The sequence below is a fragment of the Micromonospora peucetia genome (assembly GCF_900091625.1).
In the GTDB taxonomy this organism is placed as follows: domain Bacteria; phylum Actinomycetota; class Actinomycetes; order Mycobacteriales; family Micromonosporaceae; genus Micromonospora; species Micromonospora peucetia.
In genome coordinates, this window is record NZ_FMIC01000002.1 from 2393879 (window position 1) to 2413776 (window position 19898).

The following is a 19898-nucleotide window of genomic DNA, read 5'->3' on the forward strand; positions in this document are numbered from 1 at the left end:
CGTCCGCGCTGCCGGACCGTGGTCAGATCACCGTCGGCGTCCGGGACCCGCCGCCGTCGGGCCGGGCCGGCTCGTCCGTCCTGCGGCGGGCCGAGCCGCGGAATCGTGCCCAGCGGGCGCGGACCATCTCACCGAGACGGTTCGACCAGGCGCCGAGCAGGATCAGGAGCATGACCGCGCCGACGGCCCAGGCCAGCTTGTCGCCGGTCCCCCGGATGCCGGGGAGCGTGACCGCCAGGGCGAGGGCGGAGATCCCCGGGAAGATCACCCCCATGGCGAGCGCCTGGGCCACGTGGCCGTCATGCTTGCGCTGCCAGTAGAAGGCCTCCCAGCCGAAGAGGTCGGGCTCGTCGGTGTAGCGGGCGATGGTGGGCCGCAACACCTGATCGAGGTACTGCCCGGCGATGCGGATGTCACGGTACTGGGAGACGACGCTCAGCCCCAGGGCGGTGCTGAGCACCGGCAGGAGCAGGAACATCCGGATGTCCGCCTTCTCCGAGAGGACGAAACCGGCGACCGCCGCCACCGCGGTCAGGTTCACCCCGACGAGGGCCTGGTTGTGGTTGGCCTTCCGTTCGATCGTTGCCCGGATCGCCGCCGCGTCCGCCAGGGCTGCCTCCAGGGCCCGCCCCTTCTGCTCCTCAGACAACCTGCCTCCTCCGGCGCGTCACTCACTCCGGTCTATCAGTGGCCGTCAACAGCGTCATCGGTCGCCGAGGCGCCAGCCCACCGACAGAGCCGCCGCTGCCGCGACAGCTCAGGCTTTGGCGGGGGCCGGTTCGGCGGCCGGCGGGATGGCCGGCTCGCGGCCGTCCTGAGCCGGGGTGAGCAGCCGGCGCAGGGAGAGCCCGACGAGCGAGGCCACCAGGCAACCGCTGACGACCGTCACGACCCAGATCTGGCCGTTGGCCGCCCCCATCAGCGGACCCGCCGTGACCGGGCCGATCACCCCGCTGATGCCGAAGATCATCGAGCTCATGGCGTTGTACCGGCCGCGCAGCGCGTCCGTGGCGAGCGCGTTCGTCAGCGCCGGCATCACCGGAGACAGCAGCGTCTCGCCGAAGCCGAAGATCGCCGAGCAGGCCACCACACAGAGGGCGGCGACCAGCGCGTTGCCCGGGCCGACCACGCCCCCGGCGCCCAGGACCAGCCAGGCGAGGGCGAACACCCCGCCGACGACCGCCAGCCCTCCCGTGCGGCTGCGCCCCTCCATCCGCCGCAGGACCAGCAGTTGCGACAGCACGATCATCACCGTGTTGCCGGCCAGCGCCCAGGCGACCACGCGCGGCGTCACCTCGGCCACCCGGATGGCGTACGCCGTGAAGCCCACCTCGATCTGCGCGTAACCGCAGGTGGTCAGGACCAGGCCGAAGATGACCAGCCGCCGGAACGGGCGGTCCCGCAGCACGGTGAGGTAGCCGCCGGCCGACGTCCGTTCCCCGGCCGGCCCGGCAGTGAGCCGGTGGCCCACGTGCGGCAGGGTCAGCAGGATCAGCGCGGGCATCAGATAGCTGATCGCGTCGAGCACGTAGATCGTCTGGAAGGTGACCGCGCGGGCGGTGTCGACGATCGCGCCGGAGGTCAGGCCGCCGACGCCGATGCCGAGGTTGAGCAGGGCGAAGTTCAGCCCGAAGACCCGCTGCCGCTCGTCGGCGTCGGTGAGCGAGGCGAGGATCGTGTTCTGCCCGGGCCAGATGACGGAGCTGCCCATCGCGACCAGCGTCATCACCCCGAACGCCGAGGCGGTCGAGTCGACCAGCGCCAGCGACCCGGTGCCGACCGCCTCGATCAGCAGGCCCGACAGCAGGATCCGGCGCGCGCCGAACCGGTCGATGAGCGCGCCGCCGATCGGCGACAGCGCCAGGGTGACCACGCCGTACCAGCCGATCACCAGGCCGGCGCGGGCGTCGGTGAGGCCCCGGACGTCGGTCAGGTAGATGAACAGGAACGGCAGGGTGAGACCGCGCCCGATCGCCGACAGCAGCGTGCCGATGAGCATCCGCCGGGCTTCCGGACGGCGGGGCAGGGCGCGACTGAGCATCCCCCGATTCTGTGCTCTGGGTGTGACACAGCGCGAGGGTTTTTCGTCCCCGAGTTTCACACCTGCCCCGTGTCCGGGGTCACACCCGGAGCGCGTCGGCGAGGCGTCGTACTCCTCTGCGATCCTGGTCGGGATGACCACCACCTGGCGACACCTGCCCGCACCGGCCCGCGAGATCGCCACCGCCGCCACCGACGCGGTCGCCGCCGCGCGCGAGCACGCACCCGAGGCGTACGACGGCGCGGTTGCCCGGCTCGCCGCGGCCGAACGGTCCGGCCTGGTGCTCGGTGCGGTGGTCCGCCTGCTGCTGGAGGAGACCCACCCGGACGGCCTGGACGGCGACGACGTCCGTCAGGTGCTCGAAGGCTGCGTCCGCGGCGCCGCGCCGTGGCGGCCCGACGTCGACCCGCACGTGGTGCTCGTCCTGCTGGCGGGCGCCCTCGGCGTCTACGACCCGGACGGCGACGAGTCGCCACCCGACCCGCCCGCCGTGGCGCGGCACGCACCACTGCTCGTCGCCGACCTGCTCGCCGCCACCGGCCGACCTCTCGACGGCTACCTGACCGCCGCGTTCACCGAGATCGCGCGCACCGAGCGACAGGACTGACCGGCGAACTGAGCGGATCTTCCGCCGACGGGAACGATAAGAATTAGTGATTGGCCGAATTCAGAGAGTGTTTCCTAGGCTTCTCTGCGTAAGCCCGGGCAGTTGGAGTCGACACGGCCGGTGACCCGGCGCGGCGCGGGTCGCCGGCTCTTCGCTCTCGGGAGATCGTGGTGATCGTCAGGAGACGGGCCGGATGCCGCGGCACGTCTGTCCACTATGGAGTCGAAGCCCGGGGTTCGACGAGTTCCACGCCGGCATGACCCCGCTTGAGACGCGAGTGAAGGGACCCTCTCATGACCGCCGAACAGACCGCACCCGACCCGGTGTTCGACACCTTCTTCGACGACCCGCACGGCAAGTACCGCGAACTGCACGCCAGCGGATGCCCGGTCCGCAAGGTGGTCACCCCGCAGGGCATTCCGGCGTGGTTCGTCACCGAGCACGACGCGGTACGCCAGGGCCTGCGCGACCCCCGACTCTCCCGGAAGCTGGACAACGCCGGCCCGGGCTACCAGCGCGCGGCTGGCCCGACGCAGTTCCTCGCCAAGTCGGTCGTCACGGAGGACCCGCCGGAGCACACCCGGCTGCGCCGGGCCCTCAACCAGGCCTTCGCGCCGCGGTCCATCAAACGGCTGGAGCCCCGGATCGTCGCGCTCACCGACGAACTGATCGACCACGTCGCCAAGAAGCTCGCCGAGACGGGCCAGGCCGACCTGATGGCCGACCTGGCCCTGCCCCTGCCGCTCATCGTCATCGCGGAAATGCTCGGGGTGCCGGTGGAGCGGCGGGCGGACTTCCAGCGCTGGGGCGACGGCATGCTCGCCCTCGACCCGAAGGTGCAGAAGGAATCGGGCGCGGCAATGATCGGCTTCCTCGGCGAGCTGGTCGAGGCCAAGACCAGCAACCCGGGCGACGACATGCTGTCGTACTGGGTGACGGCCCGCGACCAGGAGGGGAAGCCGTACGACGCGCAGGAGATCCTGAGCCTGACCACGGTGATGCTGGTCGGTGGGTACGACACCTCGGTCGGCATGATCGCCGGCACGCTGCTCGCCCTGCTCGCCGACCGGGAGCGCTTCGCCGACGTCTTCGAGGACCCGGACCGGCTGCCCAGCGTGATGGAGGAGTTCCTTCGCCTGTACGGCACGGTGCACACCGGCGTGCGTCGGTTCGCGACCGAGGACTTCGAACTGGCCGGGCAGGACATCGCCAAGGGCGACGCGGTCCTGCTCTCCATCGGTGCGGCCAACCGGGACCCGAACCGCTACCCGAACCCCGACGAGGTGGCCGAGGAGCGGCTCGGCAACCGCAACCACCTGGCGTTCGGGTTGGGGCCGCACATCTGCCCCGGCAACGAACTGGCCCGCCTCGAGATCGAGATCGCGGTCCGGGCGGTGCTGACCCGACTGCCCCGCCTGCGACTGGCGGTGTCCCCGTCCGACGGGGAGAAGACTCCGCACTCGCTGCGGCACGCGGTCCCGTACCGGCGGGCGTACTTCATCCGGGTGCCGCTGGCGGTGCCCGTGGAACTGGACACCGAGCCGGAGCCGACCGCCTCCTGACGACCGTCCGCCCTGGCGCCGGCCACGCCGGCGTCACGGGCGGGACGTCAGCGGCAGCAGCAGGTCGTACGGCTCGTCCGGCCGGGGCCCACACGTGGTGCACAGTCGGCGGCTCTCCGCCCGCGAGGCGCGCTGCCGTGCGGCGAGAGTCGTCTCGTCCATCAGTTGCAGGGCGGCGCGGGCTCCCCGCAGGAAGACCCGCCCGGCGGGGGTGAGGGAGACGCCCCGGTTGCCCCGGAGCAGCAGTACGGTGTCCACGTCCTTTTCCAACCGGGCGATCTGCTGACTCAGGGCCGGCTGGGTGATGTGCAGGAGTTTGGCGGCCCGGCCGAAATGCAGCTCTTCGGCAAGGCGCACGAACGACCGTAATCGAGTCATGCCCAGATCGGCCGTCGAGGTGGCGCACCCGCATGGCGGCATCGTTCCTCGCCTCCGCTTTCGCTTCTTCGAGAGGTCGTCGGACAGGGCGGCAGCTGGCACCTGTTCGTCCTATCGCGACGGGGTCAGCGCGGGAGGAATGAGCCCCCCATGTGCCGGGAACTGCTGGCACTCGACGTCGCCCGACCGCTCCGGGACGTGGCGGTCCCGGATCCTGGTGGACATGTCGTACGGTCTATGGAATGACGGCTGTGGTGGTGTCGATCGCAGTGCTCGTGGTGCTGTTGATCGCGGCGTTCCTCCTCGTCGGCTGGCGAGACCGGAAGCGGCTCTCCTCGCACGAGGATTCGGCTGCGGCGCGCGGTGCGGCGTCTGCCCGGGAGCGATACGCGGCCGAGCGCCATGGTGCGCAGGGTGAGGTGTGGCGGAGCGGTCAAATCCCTCAATAGCACGAGAGCCCGGGGCCGCCCTCTCGACGACGGGGCTCCTTGACTCGGTTGGAGACCTCGGCCCTTCGCTTGTCAATTCCAGCGGCTTCGTTTGGCGAGGGCCGTCCGCGTCCGCGATCTCGGACGGTTGTCCGTGCCCGGTGGCTTTCCTGTCGTGGCCAGTTGCTGTCACCGCTGCCAGCCACCCGGGTGAGAGAGTGAGCGCGTGGGGCTGGACAAGGAGACCGCCGCGCGGCTCGCCGAGGCACGCCTGACGGAATGGCGACGCAGCGGCTATGACGAGTGGCGCGCGATGCTCGACGACAAGGAGGTTCGCCTGGTCGTCGGCGAGGACGGCAAGCGATACAGCGTGGTCAGCTACGCCGTTGATGACGGCGAGGGTCGGATCCGCCTGTGGGTCGCCGTGGACGACGGCGGCTTGTCGGCGTCAACACCGCTGGTTCGAGACGAAATCATGGGTCCGGACGGCACCTTCGTCACGTGACCTCTTCCCGAACTGCCGGCGAGGCGGTTGGCTCGGGTGTCGTCCTTTCCAGGGACCGGACGCCGCGCTCGACCTTGTCGACCCAGCTCTTGGACTTGCCGATCCGGTCGGCGAACACCTGCTGCGACAACTTGCGCCGCCGCCGCCAGTACGCCACCCGCCGGCCGACCGGCAACAGGTCACTGCTGTCCATGACGCCACCGCCGGTCGGTCACGGCCCGGGTGGTCTCCTCGGCGGGTATCCGTTCCTCCTCGGCCAGCGCCAGGATCCGTCGTTTGGCGGCTTCCCGTTCCGCCTGCTGGATCTGCTCGCCTCTGCCCTCGACCGGACCGGTGTCGCCCATCTCCGCCTCCGCTGGTAGGGGCGCGACGGTGTGCTCGTGGAAGGACCGACATTTGCCGCGCCCGGCTCCGAGCGGGTCGCGGCTCCGTTACTGGGTCTGTTCGCGCCGATCCCGCTCTCGATCACAGCATTGAGCGATCGGCCGGTTACACAAAGGGATTGGGTGTTCGCTGGCCGGGTCGGCTGTCCGCTGTCAGCCGACGGGCCGGTACGCCCTGTACACCTCGCGCAGCACCGACGCCTCTCCCGCGTCGGTCTGCTCGACCCGCCGGACCACCTCACGCGCTCGCCACCAGTTCGACGACGCCACCCGCCCGGAACGGATCGCCTCAGCGGCGACCGTGCTGGCCTCGTCAGGCTGGCCGGCGGCCACCAACGCCAAGGCCAGGTCAAGGCGGGCAGAAGCGGACCGTCGTGGCCGGTCACCCCCGTCACCGCGCGGGTCCAACTCCGCCAACGCAACCCGGGCCACCTGCCCGGCAGCCGGGTCACCCGCCCACGACAGCGTCGTCGCCGTGTATGCCAGCGCCTTCGTCGGGTCGTACCGGTAATGATGCTCGGCCCGCTCCGGCACGGGCAGGTTCGCGGTCAGCCGTTCCAGGCGGTCCAGCGCGTCACGGGTCCGCCGCACGTCACCCACCCGCGCCCACCCCCGCGCCTCCTGGGCCGTCGCCTGGATGTGCGCAGAGCTTCCCCGAGGTGCCACCCGCTGGGCCTGCTGAGACAGGTCGATCGCCTGTCGGTGCTCACCCTGGGTGAGTCGGTCCCACGCATGGGTCTCCAGGCACCACGCCTGAATCTCCGTATGCTCCGCATGTTCGGCAAGCTTGGCAGCGGCGACCAGGTGCGCGCCGGCGGCGGAACGCTGCTGAAGGTCGATGTGCACCGTCGCACGCAGCACGGTCAACCAGCCACCGGCAACGATCAGACGCCGCCGCTGTGCCAGAGTCCCCCGACCGTCCAGCAGGCGGCCCACATACGCCAAGTGCTTCCACACCATCGGAAGCAGGTCCACCGGCCGGGTGGTCGCGTACGCGCTGGCGAGGTCGTCAACGCTCGCCTCGATTCGGGTGAGCGTCTCGGCGCTCACGTCGCTGGCACGCACCCGAGCAAGCAGATCGTCGGCTTCATCGTCATGGTCGACACGCTGACCAACGAGCCGCGCGAGTGCACCGCCAGCCTGAAGAACGTCATCAAGATGCCGGGCCGTCTCGGGCGTCGGAGCCTTGGCACAGGTCTCCAGATCATGCAGGTGACTCTTTCCCCGGTGCGCGAGCTGCCCGAGCGCCCGCAGAGACAGACCCCGGTCGGCACGCAGAGCCCGTAACCGAGCCCCGAAACGCGGATCGACGTACGACACAACGACGCTCCCAGGGCAGGAAGGAGGAGGCCAGCTCTCGTCAGCGGCAACCACTACCGACGGTACAACTCGGGTCGATAGAACGTAATGGCTGCCACTGCGGACTTAGCAGGGCACATCCTCCGGCGAGGACTGGAATCCAGCAGGGAGAATGCGGACTCACGTTGTCGACCGGTGCTGAACCGCACCGGCCAGCATCCTCGTTTAGTACTCCAGCAGGAGATCGCTCGGTGGTCTGGTTGCAGGCGCCGTGGTCTCGCGGTTTCAAGCGAGATTAGTGCGGGTCGTGGGGTTGATCGGGTAGTGGCCAGAGGACGTGGTACGCGTCTTCGGTGCCTGGAGCGCATCGTCGGCTGATGTCGATGAACACCGGGCCATACGGCGATTCGACACACCAATGCTCGAACTGGTCCAACTCTTGGGCCGCGTAGCGTGTGAGCAGCCTGGCGAGTTGGTGAATCTCCGCGTCGGTCAGGCGATCTGGGGTGGCGTCCTCGGCGGCCATCTCTTCATCATGCTGCATCAGATGATGGTGGGCCCGTCAGGGTTCGGCGAGGGCCTGCCGGGCGTAGTGACTGCTTCTGGCGCTTGCTTGATGCCGTCGTCGGTAGATGGACCAGGTGATGACGTCGGCGACGCGTCGGACAGGATCGATGACCAGGGCGTGGAACAGGCGGCGGAGTTCGTTGACGGTGATCGCGATCAGGTCGTCGGGGCTTACGCTGCTGGCCGCGGTGGCTGCGGCGAGGAATGCGTGAGCGGCGATGACCAGGGTGGTCCAGCGGTGACAGGCTTTCCAGCGGCGGTGTTGATGCTGATCCAGGCCGAGACCGGTCTTGGCGGCCTGGAACGATTCTTCAATGCTCCAGCGCCCGGGCGGTCGCGGAGTACTGCCGCTGCACGCCGACGGTGTGGGTGCCTTTCTTCAGATCGCCCGTCTCGTCGACCAGCAACACCCCGTCCGGGTGCCCGAGATGGACCGCCACGAAGTCCCGCACGTCGGCACGGACAAGCGCGTCGTCCCAGCTGGCTCGGCCGATTAGATCCTGCATCCCACCGGGGCCGTCATCGCCGGCGTGCGCAGCGATCGTCCAGCAGTTCTTGACCGGCAACGGAGCAAGGAGACCAGCGACGAAATTGCGGACCCGGCGTCGTGGTTCGGGCCGGGCGAAGCGTGCCTCGATCGTTTCCATCAGCTCGTTGAACAGCTCAGACACGCTGAGCGTCTGCTCTGTAGGCGGCAGCCACCGCCGCATCTTGGGTCCACACAACCACGAGACTCAGCGGTGGCTGCTTGCTGACCACGGACAAAACCACACCGTCATAGCAGGCCAGAACGGATCTCCTGCTGGAGTATTAGGAGTATCCCTCGTTCCTTAGCATCAAAGACCAACCTCAACCGAAGGTTGCGCTGCCTTCTCGCTGCCTCATCGGCCTGGTGCCAAGGCGAAAAAAGCGGCTGGCCTCGGCACTGACGGGGCGGTAGGGCGATCGTGCTTGTGGCAGCAGAGCTGTCCTGGAATCCCGATTGGGTCAGAACGATACTCGGACTAGAAGATAGGCGACCACTCTTCGCCTGCTGTCGGGCGCGACCACAAAGTAGCCAGAACGCGTCCTTTAGGGGCAATCTCCGCAGCGTTTCATCGGAGAAAGCTATTGAGGCTACTAGGGTCAATCGTCGACCTTCGCTGAAGCTATCCACTGGCACCCTCCCTGCATGTGGGTCGGCGCTTCCGCTGTTTGGATGCCGGTGCCGGTGCAAGTCGTTGTTCACTCGTCGAACTATGTTGGCAACAGCTCCCGAGCTGCGCCATCTCGATGCTCCTATGGATGTCAGGCCGCTGCCTGGCGGGGCCTGACTCCTTCGTCTCGAAAGAACCGATGTATTTTGCCAACTGTGGCAGCAGCCCTCTCGATCAGCGGTAGTCGTCCACAGCGGTGCACGCCCGTCCATCGCCTGACCGCAGCGGTCGTTGCTAGCCGGGCTGCTGTCGACGGTTGAGTGCAAGAGTGGCTGTTGGCTGGCCGTAATGCATAGACGAAGGGACTCGTTGCCGACGTCGGTTGACGCATGCTCGCCTGCTCGCCCCGGCGGCCAGCACAGGCTGTACTCGCCTCCGCTGGCCAGCCTGCTGCCAGGATGCAGTGGCTGCACGATAGCCCCCCGTGACGTCCAAAGCGGCGGCAATGTCAATAGATTGTGATCAAAGCCTCTCTAGTGTTTACGCCTTTACTGGCTGATTTCCTTTGATTACCTTGGGTAGGTCAGCAGCTTCCATAGGAAGGGGTACGCCGAGATTATGGGCGCGAAGAGGTTTCTCGTCGTCGGATTGACCGCTGCTTTTGCAGCCCTGTCAGCAATCAGTACCAGTTCACCGGCGATTGCAACTGACGTCGGACCCGCCGGCACTGCCTACGGTTGCGGATATCCGCAAGTCTGCTTCTACAAGACTCAGGCTAATTGGAACGCAAGGGACTGGACTGCCGCGTATCAGGACATCACCAGCGGCTACCAGAACCTAAGCTCCGGCGCTTACGGTGCCTACTACGTATACAATTCTCGGAACGACGATGGGGCGCTGCTGCATTTTAGTAATGGCTACACTTACTGCCTTGCCCCCAGCACGTACGTCAACAACTCGGCAACTCCCACAGGCTTCTGGACGGTAGACAAAATTCGAATTATGGATTCGCCCACCTGCTAGCAGCCTTCAAAACGCACGCAATCATGGTGTTAGTTTCCGTACGATCCTGCTTGCTTTTGTCCTCCCGTCTGCCGGCCCGGACATCGTGGAGCGGGGCAGGACCAGGGTGACCGCCCTACTGGCCGAGTTTCAATGGCCGTTGTCAAGGGCGGGCCTGTTGGGCTTGATTCGACTGCCAGCCCTGGGCATGGGGCGGGGCCGGTGGGTGCGTCTGGTGGCTACGTCAGTGGTGCTGCACCCGTTCCGCTCGCGGAGGCGGCGCCACTACTCGTGCCAGCGAAGATGTGGTTCAGGCCGCCGTGCTCGTCGCGTAGTTCCGGTTGGCCGTTCAGCTGTCTCGCAGCAGTGCCCGCAGCGCGTCGAGCGCGGCGGCAGGCGAGGGCTATCAACGCCTGCTGGTGCGCTTGCCGGAGTTACGGACGACTGGCGCCAGACCTGAGTCGCCGTCGCCGCTGGCACTGGCCTGAGGGGGCGAGTCGCCGGGCTCCGAGGGAATGCGCGTGGCGGAGAAAGTGTTCGGGCACGTGACGACTGCGAGGCGGGTGCCGGAGATCTAATCTTCGTGGACCGCTACACGCATTCGACTCGTGACCGGGATCGCAACGCGCTCGCGTCCTTTGCCGCCTCCGGGCGAGCATGGATCACCTGAAACGAGTCAAGGCCCCTCCGTGGAGGGGCCTTGACTCGTTCTTACCTCTGGTCGGGGTGGCCGGATTCGAACCGACGACCTCTTCGTCCCGAACGAAGCGCGCTACCAAGCTGCGCCACACCCCGAGGCGTGCCGACAAATAGTAGCCCACCCTGCGCGGGGGTCCAACTCGGTACCCCCACCGCCGTAGCGGCCCTCCTGGGTCCTTCCCCCGACCTGGCCCGGAGCCGTCGCCGGGGCCGCCAGGCCGTGCGCTGGCGGCCCCGGCGGATCCAGGCGTACGGGTCAGCGGGGGATCAGGGTGAGCACGCTCGCCTCCGGCGGGCAGGCGAACCGGACCGGCGCGGTCGGGTGGGTGCCGAGCCCGGCGGAGACGTGCAGCCAGGAGTCGGACCCGGGCCAACGGTGCAGGCCGCGCGCCATGGAGCGGGGCAGGCCGCAGTTGGTGACCAGCGCGCCGACCCCCGGTACGCAGACCTGACCGCCGTGGGTGTGCCCGGCGAGCAGCAGCCCGAAGCCGTCGGCGGCCATCCGGTCGAGGATGGCCGGCTCGGGGGAGTGGGTGAGCGCGATCGACAGGTCGGCGGAGGGCGACACCGGCCCGGCCACGGAGTCGTAGTCGTCCCGTTCGACGTGCGGGTCGTCCACCCCGAGCAGCTCGACGACCCGGCCGCCGGCCTTGACGGTGGTGCGGGCGTTGTTCAGATCCGTCCAGCCGGCGCTGACGAGGACGTCGCGCAGCTCCTCGTGCGGCAGTTCGACGCCCTCGGTGTACTCCCGGTCGGGCAGGAAGTAGCTGAACGGGTTCTTCAGGACCGGCCCGGTGTAGTCGTTGGAGCCGAAGACGAAGGCCCCGGGGAGGTCGAGCAGCGGCTGGAGAGCGCGCAGCACGCCGGGCACGGCGTCTGGGTGCGCCATGTTGTCCCCGGTGACCACGACCAGGTCGGGGTCGAGCGCGGCCAGCGACGCCACCCAGCGCTGCTTGCGCCCCTGGTCGGGCATCATGTGCAGGTCCGACAGGTGCAGGATCCGCAGCGGCTCGGCGTCGGCCGGCAGCACCGGCACGTCGTACCGCCGCAGGGTGAACATGTTGCGCTCGACGAGTGACGCGTACGCCAGAGTCGCCGCGCCGAGGGCGGCGGTTCCGGCCGCGAGCCGGAATAGTGTGCGCTTTCGCATGGCGTTCAGGGTAGTTTCACCGTCCATGAGCACGCTGAAGGACCGTCTGACCGCCGACATGCGCGCCGCACTCAAGGGCCGCGACGAGCTGACCACCTCCACGCTGCGGATGGCGCTCGCCGCCGTCGGCACCGCCGAGGTCGCCGGCAAGGCCAAGCGCGAGCTCACCGACGACGAGGTGCTCGCGGTGCTGACCCGGGAGGCGAAGAAGCGCCGGGAGGCCGCCACCGCGTTCGGTGACGCCGGCCGCACCGAGCAGGCCGCCAAGGAGGTCGCCGAGGGTGAGGTGTTGGAGCGCTACCTGCCGAAGCAGCTCCCCGACGCCGAGCTGACCGAGCTGGTCGCGGGGGCGCTCGCCGCGGGCGGCTTCACCGGCAAGGCGCAGATGGGCCCGGCCATGAAGGCGGCCCAGGCGGCGGTGGCCGGCCGGGCCGAGGGTGGCCGGGTCGCCGCCGAGGTACGCCGGCAGCTCGGCCTCTGACCGAACCGCACCGACCCACGTACGCGAAACGGGCGGGCACCCCACGAGGGGGTGCCCGCCCGTCCGGTTGTCCGGCTGGCTCAGCCGCCGGGGCGGCTGGGTGGTCGGCCGGGGTTGGTCGGCGGACTACCCGGGCCACCCGGTTCGCCGCCGCCGGCGCTGATCTGGATGGTCACCACGCCGCCCTTGATGGTCCGGCCGTCGGGGCTGGTGCCGGCGGCCTTACCGGCAGGGCAGCTCGACGGGACCTGGACGTCGGAGATGATCGCGTCGAAGCCCTCCGCCTTGATCCGCGACTTCGCCTGCTGCGGGTCCAGGCACTTCACGACGGGGATCCGGCGCTGGTCGCCCTCGGAGATCTTCTGGCCCGGGGGCGTGAAGTTGATCCTCGGCTTGCCCTTCATGGCGTCGCGCAGCGTCTCGTAGACCGGCGGGTTGATGCCGTCGCGCTCCTTGTGCTTCATCTTGACGTTGGTCTGCGGCCAGTCCGGGTCGGCCATGATGCCGGCCACCGCGTACTGCTTGGTCATCGCGACCAGGGAGGCGGTCTTCTCCGAGTCGGTGGTGCCGGACTTGCCGGCCACCGGCGCGTCGACGATGCCCCGGACGTTCCCGGCCGTACGGCTGCCGCCGCACTTGCTGGTGGAGGAGTTGTCACCGACCGGGCAGCGGGCGGCGTCGACGGCGGCGCGGGCCACCTCGGTGCTGACCCGCTTCTCGCAGCGCGGGTTGGCGATGTCGAGCTTCTTGCCCTCCGGGTCCTTGATCGACTGCACCGGGATGGGCTCGCAGTACTTGCCGTCCGCCGCCAGGGTGGCGTAGGCGTTGGCCAGGTCCAGCGGGGTGGTCTGCGAGACGCCGAGGGTGAAGGCGCCCCAGTCGTGTGCGGCGTCCTTGGTGCCGCTCAGCCGGAGGTCCTCGCTGGTGCGGAACTGGATGCCGAGCCGCTTGGCCGCGTCGACCACGTTCTCCGCGCCGACCTGCTGCTGGAGCGGCACGAAGTACGTGTTGACCGACTGCGCGAAGGCGCTCCACATGTTCTGTACGCCGCCGGCCTTCATGTTGGAGTTGGTCGGGCAGTACAGGTTGGTGCCCGGGCAGGCGGCCTTCCCGGGCTGGATCCTGTACTCCGACTTGAACTGCTGCGGTGCGTTGATCGTGTAGCCGAGCGGGATGCCCTTCTCCAGCGCGGCCACGATGGTGAAGATCTTGAAGACCGAGCCGGCCTGGTAGCCGGTGAGGCCGTCGCCGCCGGTGAGCAGCGGGTTCACGGTGTTCGGATAGTTGCCGAGCCGCTTCTTCTTCTTCAGCTTCGGGTCGCTGTGTGGCTTGTTGACCGGCTTCTTCGGGTCGTCGAGCTTGAAGGTGCGGTTCACCGCCAGCGCCCGCACGTAGCCGGTGCCCGGCTCGACCACCGCCACCATGGCGGCTTCCTTGGCGGACTCCTTCTTGGCCTTGCGGACGGCCTTGTCGGCGCCCCGCTGGGCCTGCGGGTCGAGCGTGGTGACCACGCTGTAGCCGCCGCTCTTCAGCCGCCGCTCCCGGTCGTACGAGGTCGAGCCGAACGCCTCCTGCTGCATCCACCAGCGGTAGAAGTAGTCGCAGAAGAAGCCCCAGCCCTTCTCGTTGGCCGAGACGCAGCCGTTGGGGGCCCGCTTGCCGGTGACCGTGAGCTTGACGGCCTTCGCCGCGTCCGCCTCCTGGCGGGTGATGGCGCCGGTCTCGACCATGTTCTCGATGACGTAGTCGCGCCGGTCGACCGCCGCCTTGTAGCCGCTCGGTCGGGTCGGGTCGTTGCTGCTCGGCGCCTTCACCATGCCGGCGAGCATGGCCGCTTCCTCGATCTTGAGCTTGCTCGGCGGCTTGTTGAAGTAGACCTGGCTGGCGGCGTAGATGCCGTACGCGCCGTTGCCGAACGCGGCGATGTTCAGGTAGCGCTCCAGGATCTCGTCCTTGGAGAGCTCCTTGTCGATCTGGATGGCGTAGCGCATCTCGCGTAGCTTGCGGGCGCTGGTGTCCTCGGTGGCCGCGACCACGTCCGCCGGGTGGCTCGCCGAGTAGGCGATGGCGAGCCGGACGTACTGCATGGTCAGCGTCGAGGCGCCCTGCTGGCTGGCCGCGTTCGACTGGTTGTTGACGAAGGCCCGGGCGATGCCGTTCAGGTCCACGCCGTTGTGCTTGTAGAAGTCGTGGTCCTCGGCGGCGACGATCGCCTTCTGCATGATCGGCGCGATGTCCTTGAGCTTCACGTCGCGACGGTTCTCGTCGTACATGGTCGCCAGCGGGGTCTTGCCGTCGGAGGCGTACAGGTAGCTGATCTGCGGCGCGCGGGCCACGGTCAGCTCCTTGGGCAGTGCGCCGAAGGTCTCAGCACCGGCCTTCGCGGCCAGCCCGGACATCGCCACCGCGGGGAAGGCCGCCGCCGCGACCACCACACCGGCCAGTAGGCCACAGATGAGTAGCGATGCGGCGTTGGTAAAGACATTGTGGTCACGTTTCCGCATCCAGGTCACCTCGACAGGGTACGCGAGTAGGGAACGAGGGGCGCTGGGGCGTTCTTTCCCCATTTCCTGCGCGCGCCGACCTCGTTGTGCTAAACGCACGACCCCCGGTGCGTGGTTGCGTGAATCCGCCGCCGAGTCTCCCTCCTGCAAGAGGGGGCCCGCAGCGTTTTCGCGGACTTCGACGGGGTAACCGGCGGTCGCAAAGCCCGGGAAGCCGGGAGTGTCCGGAATGATGGATTTCGCCGACAACGTTGCGTAATCAGTCGACTACAGAGCATGATGGTGGCGGCGACAGCGCCACATGTCGTCCGTGCCGCCTTGGGGAAGGCAGGCCGGGCGATCGGGGGGAATTGCCGGCTGGTCCGCGACGGGGTCGGTAGGTACTGCAAGGGGGGACGTGTACAGATGGGCATGATCACTGACTGGCCGTCGCTGGCGGCGTGTCAGAACGGGGACCCGGACGCGTTGTTCGTACAGGGTGCCGAACAGAACGTGGCGAAGCGGATCTGCCGGAGCTGCCCAGTTCGGTACGAGTGCCTGGCCGACGCGCTGGACAACCGGATCGAGTTCGGCGTGTGGGGCGGCATGACCGAACGCGAACGCCGCGCGCTGTTGCGCCGTCACCCGCAGGTGGCGAGCTGGCGCAAGATGTTCGAGGCCGCGATGAAGAAGAACGCCAAGGACAAGGCCGGCAAGGACAAGATCCTCGTCACCACGGCCGGCTGAGCGCCGTCATGGCCGGCTGAGTGCCGTGCCGATCGTCCGCAGCCCGTCGACGTCGTGCACGTCGGCGGGCTGCGCGGTCACCGGCACCGCCGGCACCGCCGGGAACGCCTCGGTGAACCGGGCCGCCACCTGCTGCTCGCGTACCGCCTGCTGGGCCAGCGCGGCGTGGGCCCGCAGCACGTCGACGGTGCCCTGGTGCCCACCGAGGCCGGTCAGCCGCTCCGCGGCGGCCAGGCTCTTCGCCGCGTCGAGGCCGGGCACCGCCGGGCGGTGCACCCGGTTGAGCACCAGGCCCGCCAGCGGCATCTTCTCCTCGCGCAGCCGGCCCGCGAAGTAGGCGGCCTCCCGGACCGCGTCCGGCTCCGGCGCCGCGACCAGCAGGAACGCCGTCTCCCGGGCCTGGAGGATGCGGTACGTCTGCTCGGCGCGCTGCCGGAAGCCGCCGAACATCGAATCCAGCGCGGCGACGAAACCGGACAGATCCGTCAGCAACTGGGCCCCGAGCACCTTCTGCACGATCTTGGAGAACATCCCGAACGAGGCCGTGACCAGGCTGAACATGCTCCGCCCGCCGGTACGCGCCGGCGCCAGCAGCAGCCGCAGCATCCGCCCGTCGAGGAAACGGGACAGCCGGGCCGGGGCATCCAGGAAGTCCAGCGCCGAGCGGGACGGTGGGGTGTCCACCACGATCAGGTCCCACTCGCCCCGGGCGTGCAACTGGCCCAGCTTCTCCATCGCCATGTATTCCTGCGTGCCGGCGAAGGTCGAACTCATGGCCTGGTAGAAGGGGTTGGCGAAGATCTCCGCCGCCTTCGCCGGATCGGTGTGCTGGAGCACCACGTCGTCGAAGGTGCGCTTCATGTCGAGCATCATGGCGTGCAGCTCGCCGCCGCTGGCCTCGACGTCGATCCCCTTCACCTGGCGGGGGGTGTTGTCCAGCTCGGTCAGCCCGAGCGACTGGGCCAGCCGGCGGGCCGGGTCGATGGTGAGCACCACCGTGCGTCGGCCGTGCTGTTCGGCGGCCCGCAGCGCGAGCGCGGCGGCCGTGGTCGTCTTTCCCACCCCGCCCGCCCCGCAGCACACCACGATCCGGACGCCCGGATCGGCGAGGATCTGATCGACGTCCAACTGCGGCGCCGCGTCTTCGGAAGGCACCAATCGAGCGTATCGGGCCGAGTCGGTCCGCGCGCCCGTGCCGGGTCCAGGTGTGAGTCAATCCGCCCGCAGGAGAGTCGCGGCGAGCCGGTCCAGGCCGGCCCGGTCCACCCCGTCGGGCAGCAGCGGCAGCTCGATCATCGGCAGCCCCAGCTCCACCAGGTCGGTCCGGAGCGAATCTTCCAGCTCGCGGCGGATGGCCTGGTCGCGTGCCTCGGCGGCCAGCCCGGCGACGGTGTTCCGGTCGGTCGGCAGCCCGGCGGCGCGCAGCCCCCGCTCCAGCTCGGCGGCGGTCACCACCCGGCCCGCGGGCACCGGCGGCCGGGCGCTGTTGACGATCACCCGCCCGACGGGGAAGCCGAGCTGGGCCAGTTCGGTGATCGCGTCGACGGTCTCCTGGACCGGCATCTCCTCGAGCAGGGTGACGACGTGCACGGCGGTGATCGGGGAGCGCAGCAGCGCGGCGACCCCCTCGCTCTGGGTCTTGATCGGGCCGACCTTGGCCAGCCGGGCCGTCTCGGCGGTGACGTTCAGGAACCGGCCGATCCGCCCGGTGGGCGGCGCGTCCAGCACCACCGCGTCGTACGCGCGCCGCTGCCCGCTGGTGCGGGTGGTCGCCTCCTTCACCTTGCCGGTGAGCAGGACGTCCCGCAGGCCGGGGGCGATGGTGGTGGCGAAGTCGATCGCCCCGAGCTTGCGCAGCGCCCGGCCGGCCGCGCCGAGCTTGTAGAACATGTCGAGGTATTCCAGCAGGGCCTCCTCGGCGTCCACCGCCAGGGCCCGCACCTCCCCGCCGCCCGGCGCGTCGGTCAGGTGCCGCTCCTCGTACGGCAGCGGATCGGTGTCGAAGAGCTGGGCGATGCCCTGTCGCCCCTCGACCTCGACCAGCAGCGTGCGCCGGCCGCCGGCGGCCAGCGCGAGGGCCAGCGCCGCCGCGACGCTGGTCTTGCCGGTGCCGCCCTTGCCGGTCACGACGTGGAGGCGGGCCGGCCACTCCGTAGCGGCCGGGTCGGCCGGCGACTCTGCTGCTCGCACCCGTCGAGCCTATCCAGGCCGTGGAGTCAGCCGACCTCGCAGACCCACCAACCCGTCTGCTTCACCACGGTGAACCGCAGGTCCTGGTCGGCCACCTTCTCGTCGGCGGTGGTCATGGTCACCTTGGTGATGACCGTGGCGCGGTCGGCGGTCTGGTTGTCCACCTGTGGGCTGCTCCATCTGAACCGGGGGTTCTGGTGGGCCGCAACGTGCTTCTCGACCTCGGCCACCTTGGCGGCGACCTTCTTCTCGTCGCGGGACGAGGAGCAGACCAGCCCGGCCGCCCGGTCCGCGTCGCGGTCCTGGTAGACGGCCTTGAGGAACTCGTCCACCGCGACCGCCGGCTCCTTGGCGCCCTCGCCACTCTCGGCGTCGCGCAGCGTCAGGAACGCGACGACGCCGCCGACGGCGCAGAGCAGCAGGATCACGGCCAGGGCGATGGAGGCGATGAGCACGCCGCGCTTCTTCCTGGGTGCGGCGGGCGGCTGGTACGCCGGGTCCCCGGCCGGGGGCGGCGGGCTCGACGGGTCCGGGGCGGCCGTCGGCGCGGGCGGGGCGGCGGCGTCGGGAACCGTGGGGGTGTCCGGCTGCTCGGCCGGCGATCCGACGGGACCACCACTGGGCGGTTGGGTCATCTCATTCCCCCGGGGTTGCGACGTCGTCGCCTGCCCCGGCGACGCGCGTGATCGAGCTGGCGGCGAGCCGGCGAGCGCCCGTCCGACCGGAAGGGTAGCGGTCGGTTCCCCGCTCCGGGGGGGCGGCGAGTGCCGTCGGGTTCCTTACCAAGACTGTGTCGCATATGTGACTTCACGTGATCGAACGTGCGCGTCCTGTTTGCGGGTCTGTCGCCACGGACCTACGTTCTCAGCGGTGTGGGGGACGGGGCGGACGGACGGTCCGGGCCCGTGAGCGTTGACGTGACCAGGCACGACGTCCGGAGGCAAGGCATGCGCGACGTGGACAACATCCATCGAGCCCAGTTCCCGGCGGGGGACCGGGCGCGGCGGCCCGGGTCCGGCTTCTCGGGCGAACCCGAGGGTAGCGCCGGCCTGCCCGTCAACGAACGGTCGTACCGGCGGCTCGCCGAGCCCGTCGAGGCGGTGCGCCCGGCCGGCCGGCCGGGCCCGGGCGGCCGGGACGAGGAGGAGCCCGGGTACGTCATCCACCTGCCGATCCGGGTCGCCGACCTGAGGGCGGCCACCGCGCTGGCCGGCACCGTCGCCACCTCGCTGAGCTTCCTGACCGAACTGGACGCCGGCGAGACCACCGTGTCCAGCACGGACGACCAGAACAACCGGCACCGGGTCTTCTGCGACCTGCTGCTGGCGGACCGCTCCCGCTGCCCCCAGCCGTACGAGCACGGTGGGCCCTGCGGGGAGGTGCCGATGCCTCCGGAGCAGCGTCCCGCGTCCCGCCCGTCCGCCGGACCGTAGGCTGTGCGTCGAGAAGTCGAACTCCATCCGAGGGAGCCCTCCACCAATGCAGAAGTGGGAATATTCCACGGTCCCGCTGCTGGTCCACGCGACCAAGCAGATCCTCGACAACTGGGGTGAGGACGGGTGGGAACTCGTCTCCGTGGTTCCCGGTCCCAACCCGGAGCAGCTCGTCGCCTACCTGAAGCGGCCGAAGGCATGAGCGAGCGGAGCGAGCGAGTCATTCTGTTCAGGGCGTCGGTGTCTCCTGACACCGCCGAGCGCAGCGAGGTGGCGGCATGAGTAACGGTCCGCACGCGAAGCTCGCCGAGCTCGGGCACACGCTGCCCGAGGTCGTCCCGCCGGTGGCCAGCTACGTGCCGGCCGTCCAGTCCGGGCAACTCGTCTACGTCTCCGGGCAGTTGCCGAGTGTCGAGGGCAAGCTGCTCGCCACCGGCAAGGTCGGCGCCGGCGTCTCCGCCGAACAGGCCAAGGACCTGGCCCAGCGGTGCGCCCTCAACGCGCTGGCCGCGATCGACTCGCTGGTCGGCCTGGAGAACGTCGTCAAGATCGTCAAGGTGGGCGGCTTCGTCGCCGCCGCCCCCGGCTTCACCGCCGTGCCCGGCGTGATCAACGGCGCCTCCGACCTGTTCACCGCGGTCTTCGGTGAGGCCGGCCGGCACGCCCGCAGTGCCGTGGGCGTAGCCGAACTCCCCCTCGACGCCCCCGTAGAGGTAGAGGTCATAGTCGAGGTCTCCTGACCCACGCCGCCTCCCCCGCGATCTTGCACTTTATGCCCCGGCAAAAGCCGTGAAGTGGGACGTATCA

20 protein-coding genes, 1 tRNA gene and 2 pseudogenes are annotated in these 19898 nt (G+C 69.4%); 9 read left to right on the forward strand and 14 right to left on the reverse strand.

What is annotated here, in order from left to right; translation table 11 throughout:
• Nucleotides 1-22 precede the first annotated feature (22 nt).
• A complete protein-coding gene (locus GA0070608_RS11200; protein ID WP_091626331.1) occupies nt 23-649 on the reverse strand; it encodes a hypothetical protein in 627 nt (208 codons plus the stop codon).
• Between the two features lie 108 nt (nt 650-757).
• Entirely contained in the window at nt 758-2041 is a 1284-nt protein-coding gene (locus tag GA0070608_RS11205) for an MFS transporter (RefSeq protein ID WP_091626335.1), read from the reverse strand.
• 133 nt (nt 2042-2174) lie between these two features.
• Here GA0070608_RS11205 and GA0070608_RS11210 point away from each other — a divergent pair, with 133 nt between their 5' ends.
• Together GA0070608_RS11210 and GA0070608_RS11215 are read left to right on the forward strand one after the other, a co-directional pair.
• Nucleotides 2175-2648: a hypothetical protein gene (locus tag GA0070608_RS11210; protein WP_091626339.1), complete on the forward strand. Its 474-nt coding sequence runs from the start codon at nt 2175-2177 to the stop codon at nt 2646-2648.
• Between the two features lie 293 nt (nt 2649-2941).
• Nucleotides 2942-4210 (forward strand): cytochrome P450, encoded by a 1269-nt coding sequence (locus GA0070608_RS11215; RefSeq protein ID WP_091626344.1) that lies wholly within the window; start codon nt 2942-2944, stop codon nt 4208-4210.
• A gap of 33 nt (nt 4211-4243) precedes the next feature.
• Here GA0070608_RS11215 and GA0070608_RS11220 read toward each other — a convergent pair whose 3' ends face one another.
• Entirely contained in the window at nt 4244-4630 is a 387-nt protein-coding gene (locus GA0070608_RS11220; protein WP_091626347.1) for a LysR family transcriptional regulator, read from the reverse strand.
• Between the two features lie 200 nt (nt 4631-4830).
• On the opposite strand from GA0070608_RS11220, the gene GA0070608_RS11225 reads away from it, so the two are divergent.
• Together GA0070608_RS11225 and GA0070608_RS11230 are read left to right on the forward strand one after the other, a co-directional pair.
• Nucleotides 4831-5037, forward strand: a complete 207-nt coding sequence (locus GA0070608_RS11225) for a hypothetical protein (RefSeq protein WP_091626350.1) — start codon at nt 4831-4833, stop codon at nt 5035-5037.
• A 205-nt stretch (nt 5038-5242) separates the two neighbouring features.
• Nucleotides 5243-5521, forward strand: coding sequence for a hypothetical protein (locus GA0070608_RS11230; protein WP_091626353.1), 279 nt, complete (start codon nt 5243-5245; stop codon nt 5519-5521).
• Nucleotides 5522-5564: 43 nt separating this feature from the next.
• On the opposite strand, the pseudogene GA0070608_RS11235 reads toward GA0070608_RS11230, so the two are convergent.
• The 7 genes and pseudogenes from GA0070608_RS11235 to GA0070608_RS11260 form a co-directional block, all read right to left on the reverse strand.
• Nucleotides 5565-5714 (reverse strand): annotated as a pseudogene (locus tag GA0070608_RS11235) (helix-turn-helix domain-containing protein); the annotation flags it as partial.
• Nucleotides 5701-5865: a hypothetical protein gene (locus tag GA0070608_RS32585; protein WP_176733693.1), complete on the reverse strand. Its 165-nt coding sequence runs from the start codon at nt 5863-5865 to the stop codon at nt 5701-5703. The pseudogene GA0070608_RS11235 and the gene GA0070608_RS32585, both read right to left, overlap by 14 nt.
• Nucleotides 5866-6057: 192 nt before the next feature.
• A complete protein-coding gene (locus GA0070608_RS11240) occupies nt 6058-7224 on the reverse strand; it encodes a helix-turn-helix domain-containing protein (RefSeq protein WP_141719446.1) in 1167 nt (388 codons plus the stop codon).
• A gap of 274 nt (nt 7225-7498) precedes the next feature.
• On the reverse strand, nt 7499-7747 hold the full coding sequence (locus tag GA0070608_RS11245) for a hypothetical protein (RefSeq protein ID WP_141719447.1): 249 nt from the start codon (nt 7745-7747) through the stop codon (nt 7499-7501).
• 18 nt (nt 7748-7765) lie between these two features.
• Nucleotides 7766-8417: pseudogene (locus tag GA0070608_RS11250) on the reverse strand (transposase).
• Nucleotides 8418-10626: 2209 nt separating this feature from the next.
• A tRNA-Pro gene (locus tag GA0070608_RS11255) sits at nt 10627-10703 on the reverse strand.
• Between the two features lie 160 nt (nt 10704-10863).
• On the reverse strand, nt 10864-11757 hold the full coding sequence (locus tag GA0070608_RS11260; RefSeq protein WP_091626360.1) for a metallophosphoesterase: 894 nt from the start codon (nt 11755-11757) through the stop codon (nt 10864-10866).
• Between the two features lie 25 nt (nt 11758-11782).
• Here GA0070608_RS11260 and GA0070608_RS11265 point away from each other — a divergent pair, with 25 nt between their 5' ends.
• Nucleotides 11783-12238: a GatB/YqeY domain-containing protein gene (locus GA0070608_RS11265; protein ID WP_091626363.1), complete on the forward strand. Its 456-nt coding sequence runs from the start codon at nt 11783-11785 to the stop codon at nt 12236-12238.
• 80 nt (nt 12239-12318) lie between these two features.
• Here GA0070608_RS11265 and GA0070608_RS11270 read toward each other — a convergent pair whose 3' ends face one another.
• Nucleotides 12319-14742: a penicillin-binding protein gene (locus GA0070608_RS11270; protein WP_091626366.1), complete on the reverse strand. Its 2424-nt coding sequence runs from the start codon at nt 14740-14742 to the stop codon at nt 12319-12321.
• Nucleotides 14743-15147: 405 nt separating this feature from the next.
• On the opposite strand from GA0070608_RS11270, the gene GA0070608_RS11275 reads away from it, so the two are divergent.
• Nucleotides 15148-15468: a WhiB family transcriptional regulator gene (locus tag GA0070608_RS11275; RefSeq protein WP_089003040.1), complete on the forward strand. Its 321-nt coding sequence runs from the start codon at nt 15148-15150 to the stop codon at nt 15466-15468.
• A 6-nt stretch (nt 15469-15474) separates the two neighbouring features.
• Here the strand turns inward: GA0070608_RS11275 and bagB are convergent, their stop codons facing one another.
• From bagB to GA0070608_RS11290, 3 genes are read right to left on the reverse strand one after another with little or no spacing between them, the layout of a single operon-like run.
• Nucleotides 15475-16626, reverse strand: a complete 1152-nt coding sequence (gene bagB, locus GA0070608_RS11280) for an ArsA family ATPase (protein WP_176733694.1) — start codon at nt 16624-16626, stop codon at nt 15475-15477.
• A 54-nt stretch (nt 16627-16680) separates the two neighbouring features.
• Nucleotides 16681-17658 carry an ATPase BagA gene (gene bagA, locus GA0070608_RS11285; RefSeq protein ID WP_091626372.1) on the reverse strand — a complete coding sequence of 326 codons (978 nt, stop codon included), beginning with the start codon at nt 17656-17658 and terminating at the stop codon, nt 16681-16683.
• A 26-nt stretch (nt 17659-17684) separates the two neighbouring features.
• Nucleotides 17685-18293, reverse strand: a complete 609-nt coding sequence (locus GA0070608_RS11290) for an Rv0361 family membrane protein (RefSeq protein ID WP_091626374.1) — start codon at nt 18291-18293, stop codon at nt 17685-17687.
• A gap of 312 nt (nt 18294-18605) precedes the next feature.
• Between GA0070608_RS11290 and GA0070608_RS32590 the strand changes: the two genes are divergently transcribed.
• The 3 genes from GA0070608_RS32590 (at nt 18606) to GA0070608_RS11305 (ending at nt 19831) form a co-directional block, all read left to right on the forward strand.
• On the forward strand, nt 18606-19091 hold the full coding sequence (locus GA0070608_RS32590; RefSeq protein WP_091626379.1) for a hypothetical protein: 486 nt from the start codon (nt 18606-18608) through the stop codon (nt 19089-19091).
• Between the two features lie 46 nt (nt 19092-19137).
• Nucleotides 19138-19293, forward strand: coding sequence for a Sp36 family protein (sp36, locus tag GA0070608_RS11300; RefSeq protein ID WP_018222171.1), 156 nt, complete (start codon nt 19138-19140; stop codon nt 19291-19293).
• A gap of 76 nt (nt 19294-19369) precedes the next feature.
• Nucleotides 19370-19831, forward strand: a complete 462-nt coding sequence (locus GA0070608_RS11305) for a RidA family protein (RefSeq protein WP_091626382.1) — start codon at nt 19370-19372, stop codon at nt 19829-19831.
• Nucleotides 19832-19898: the final 67 nt, after the last annotated feature.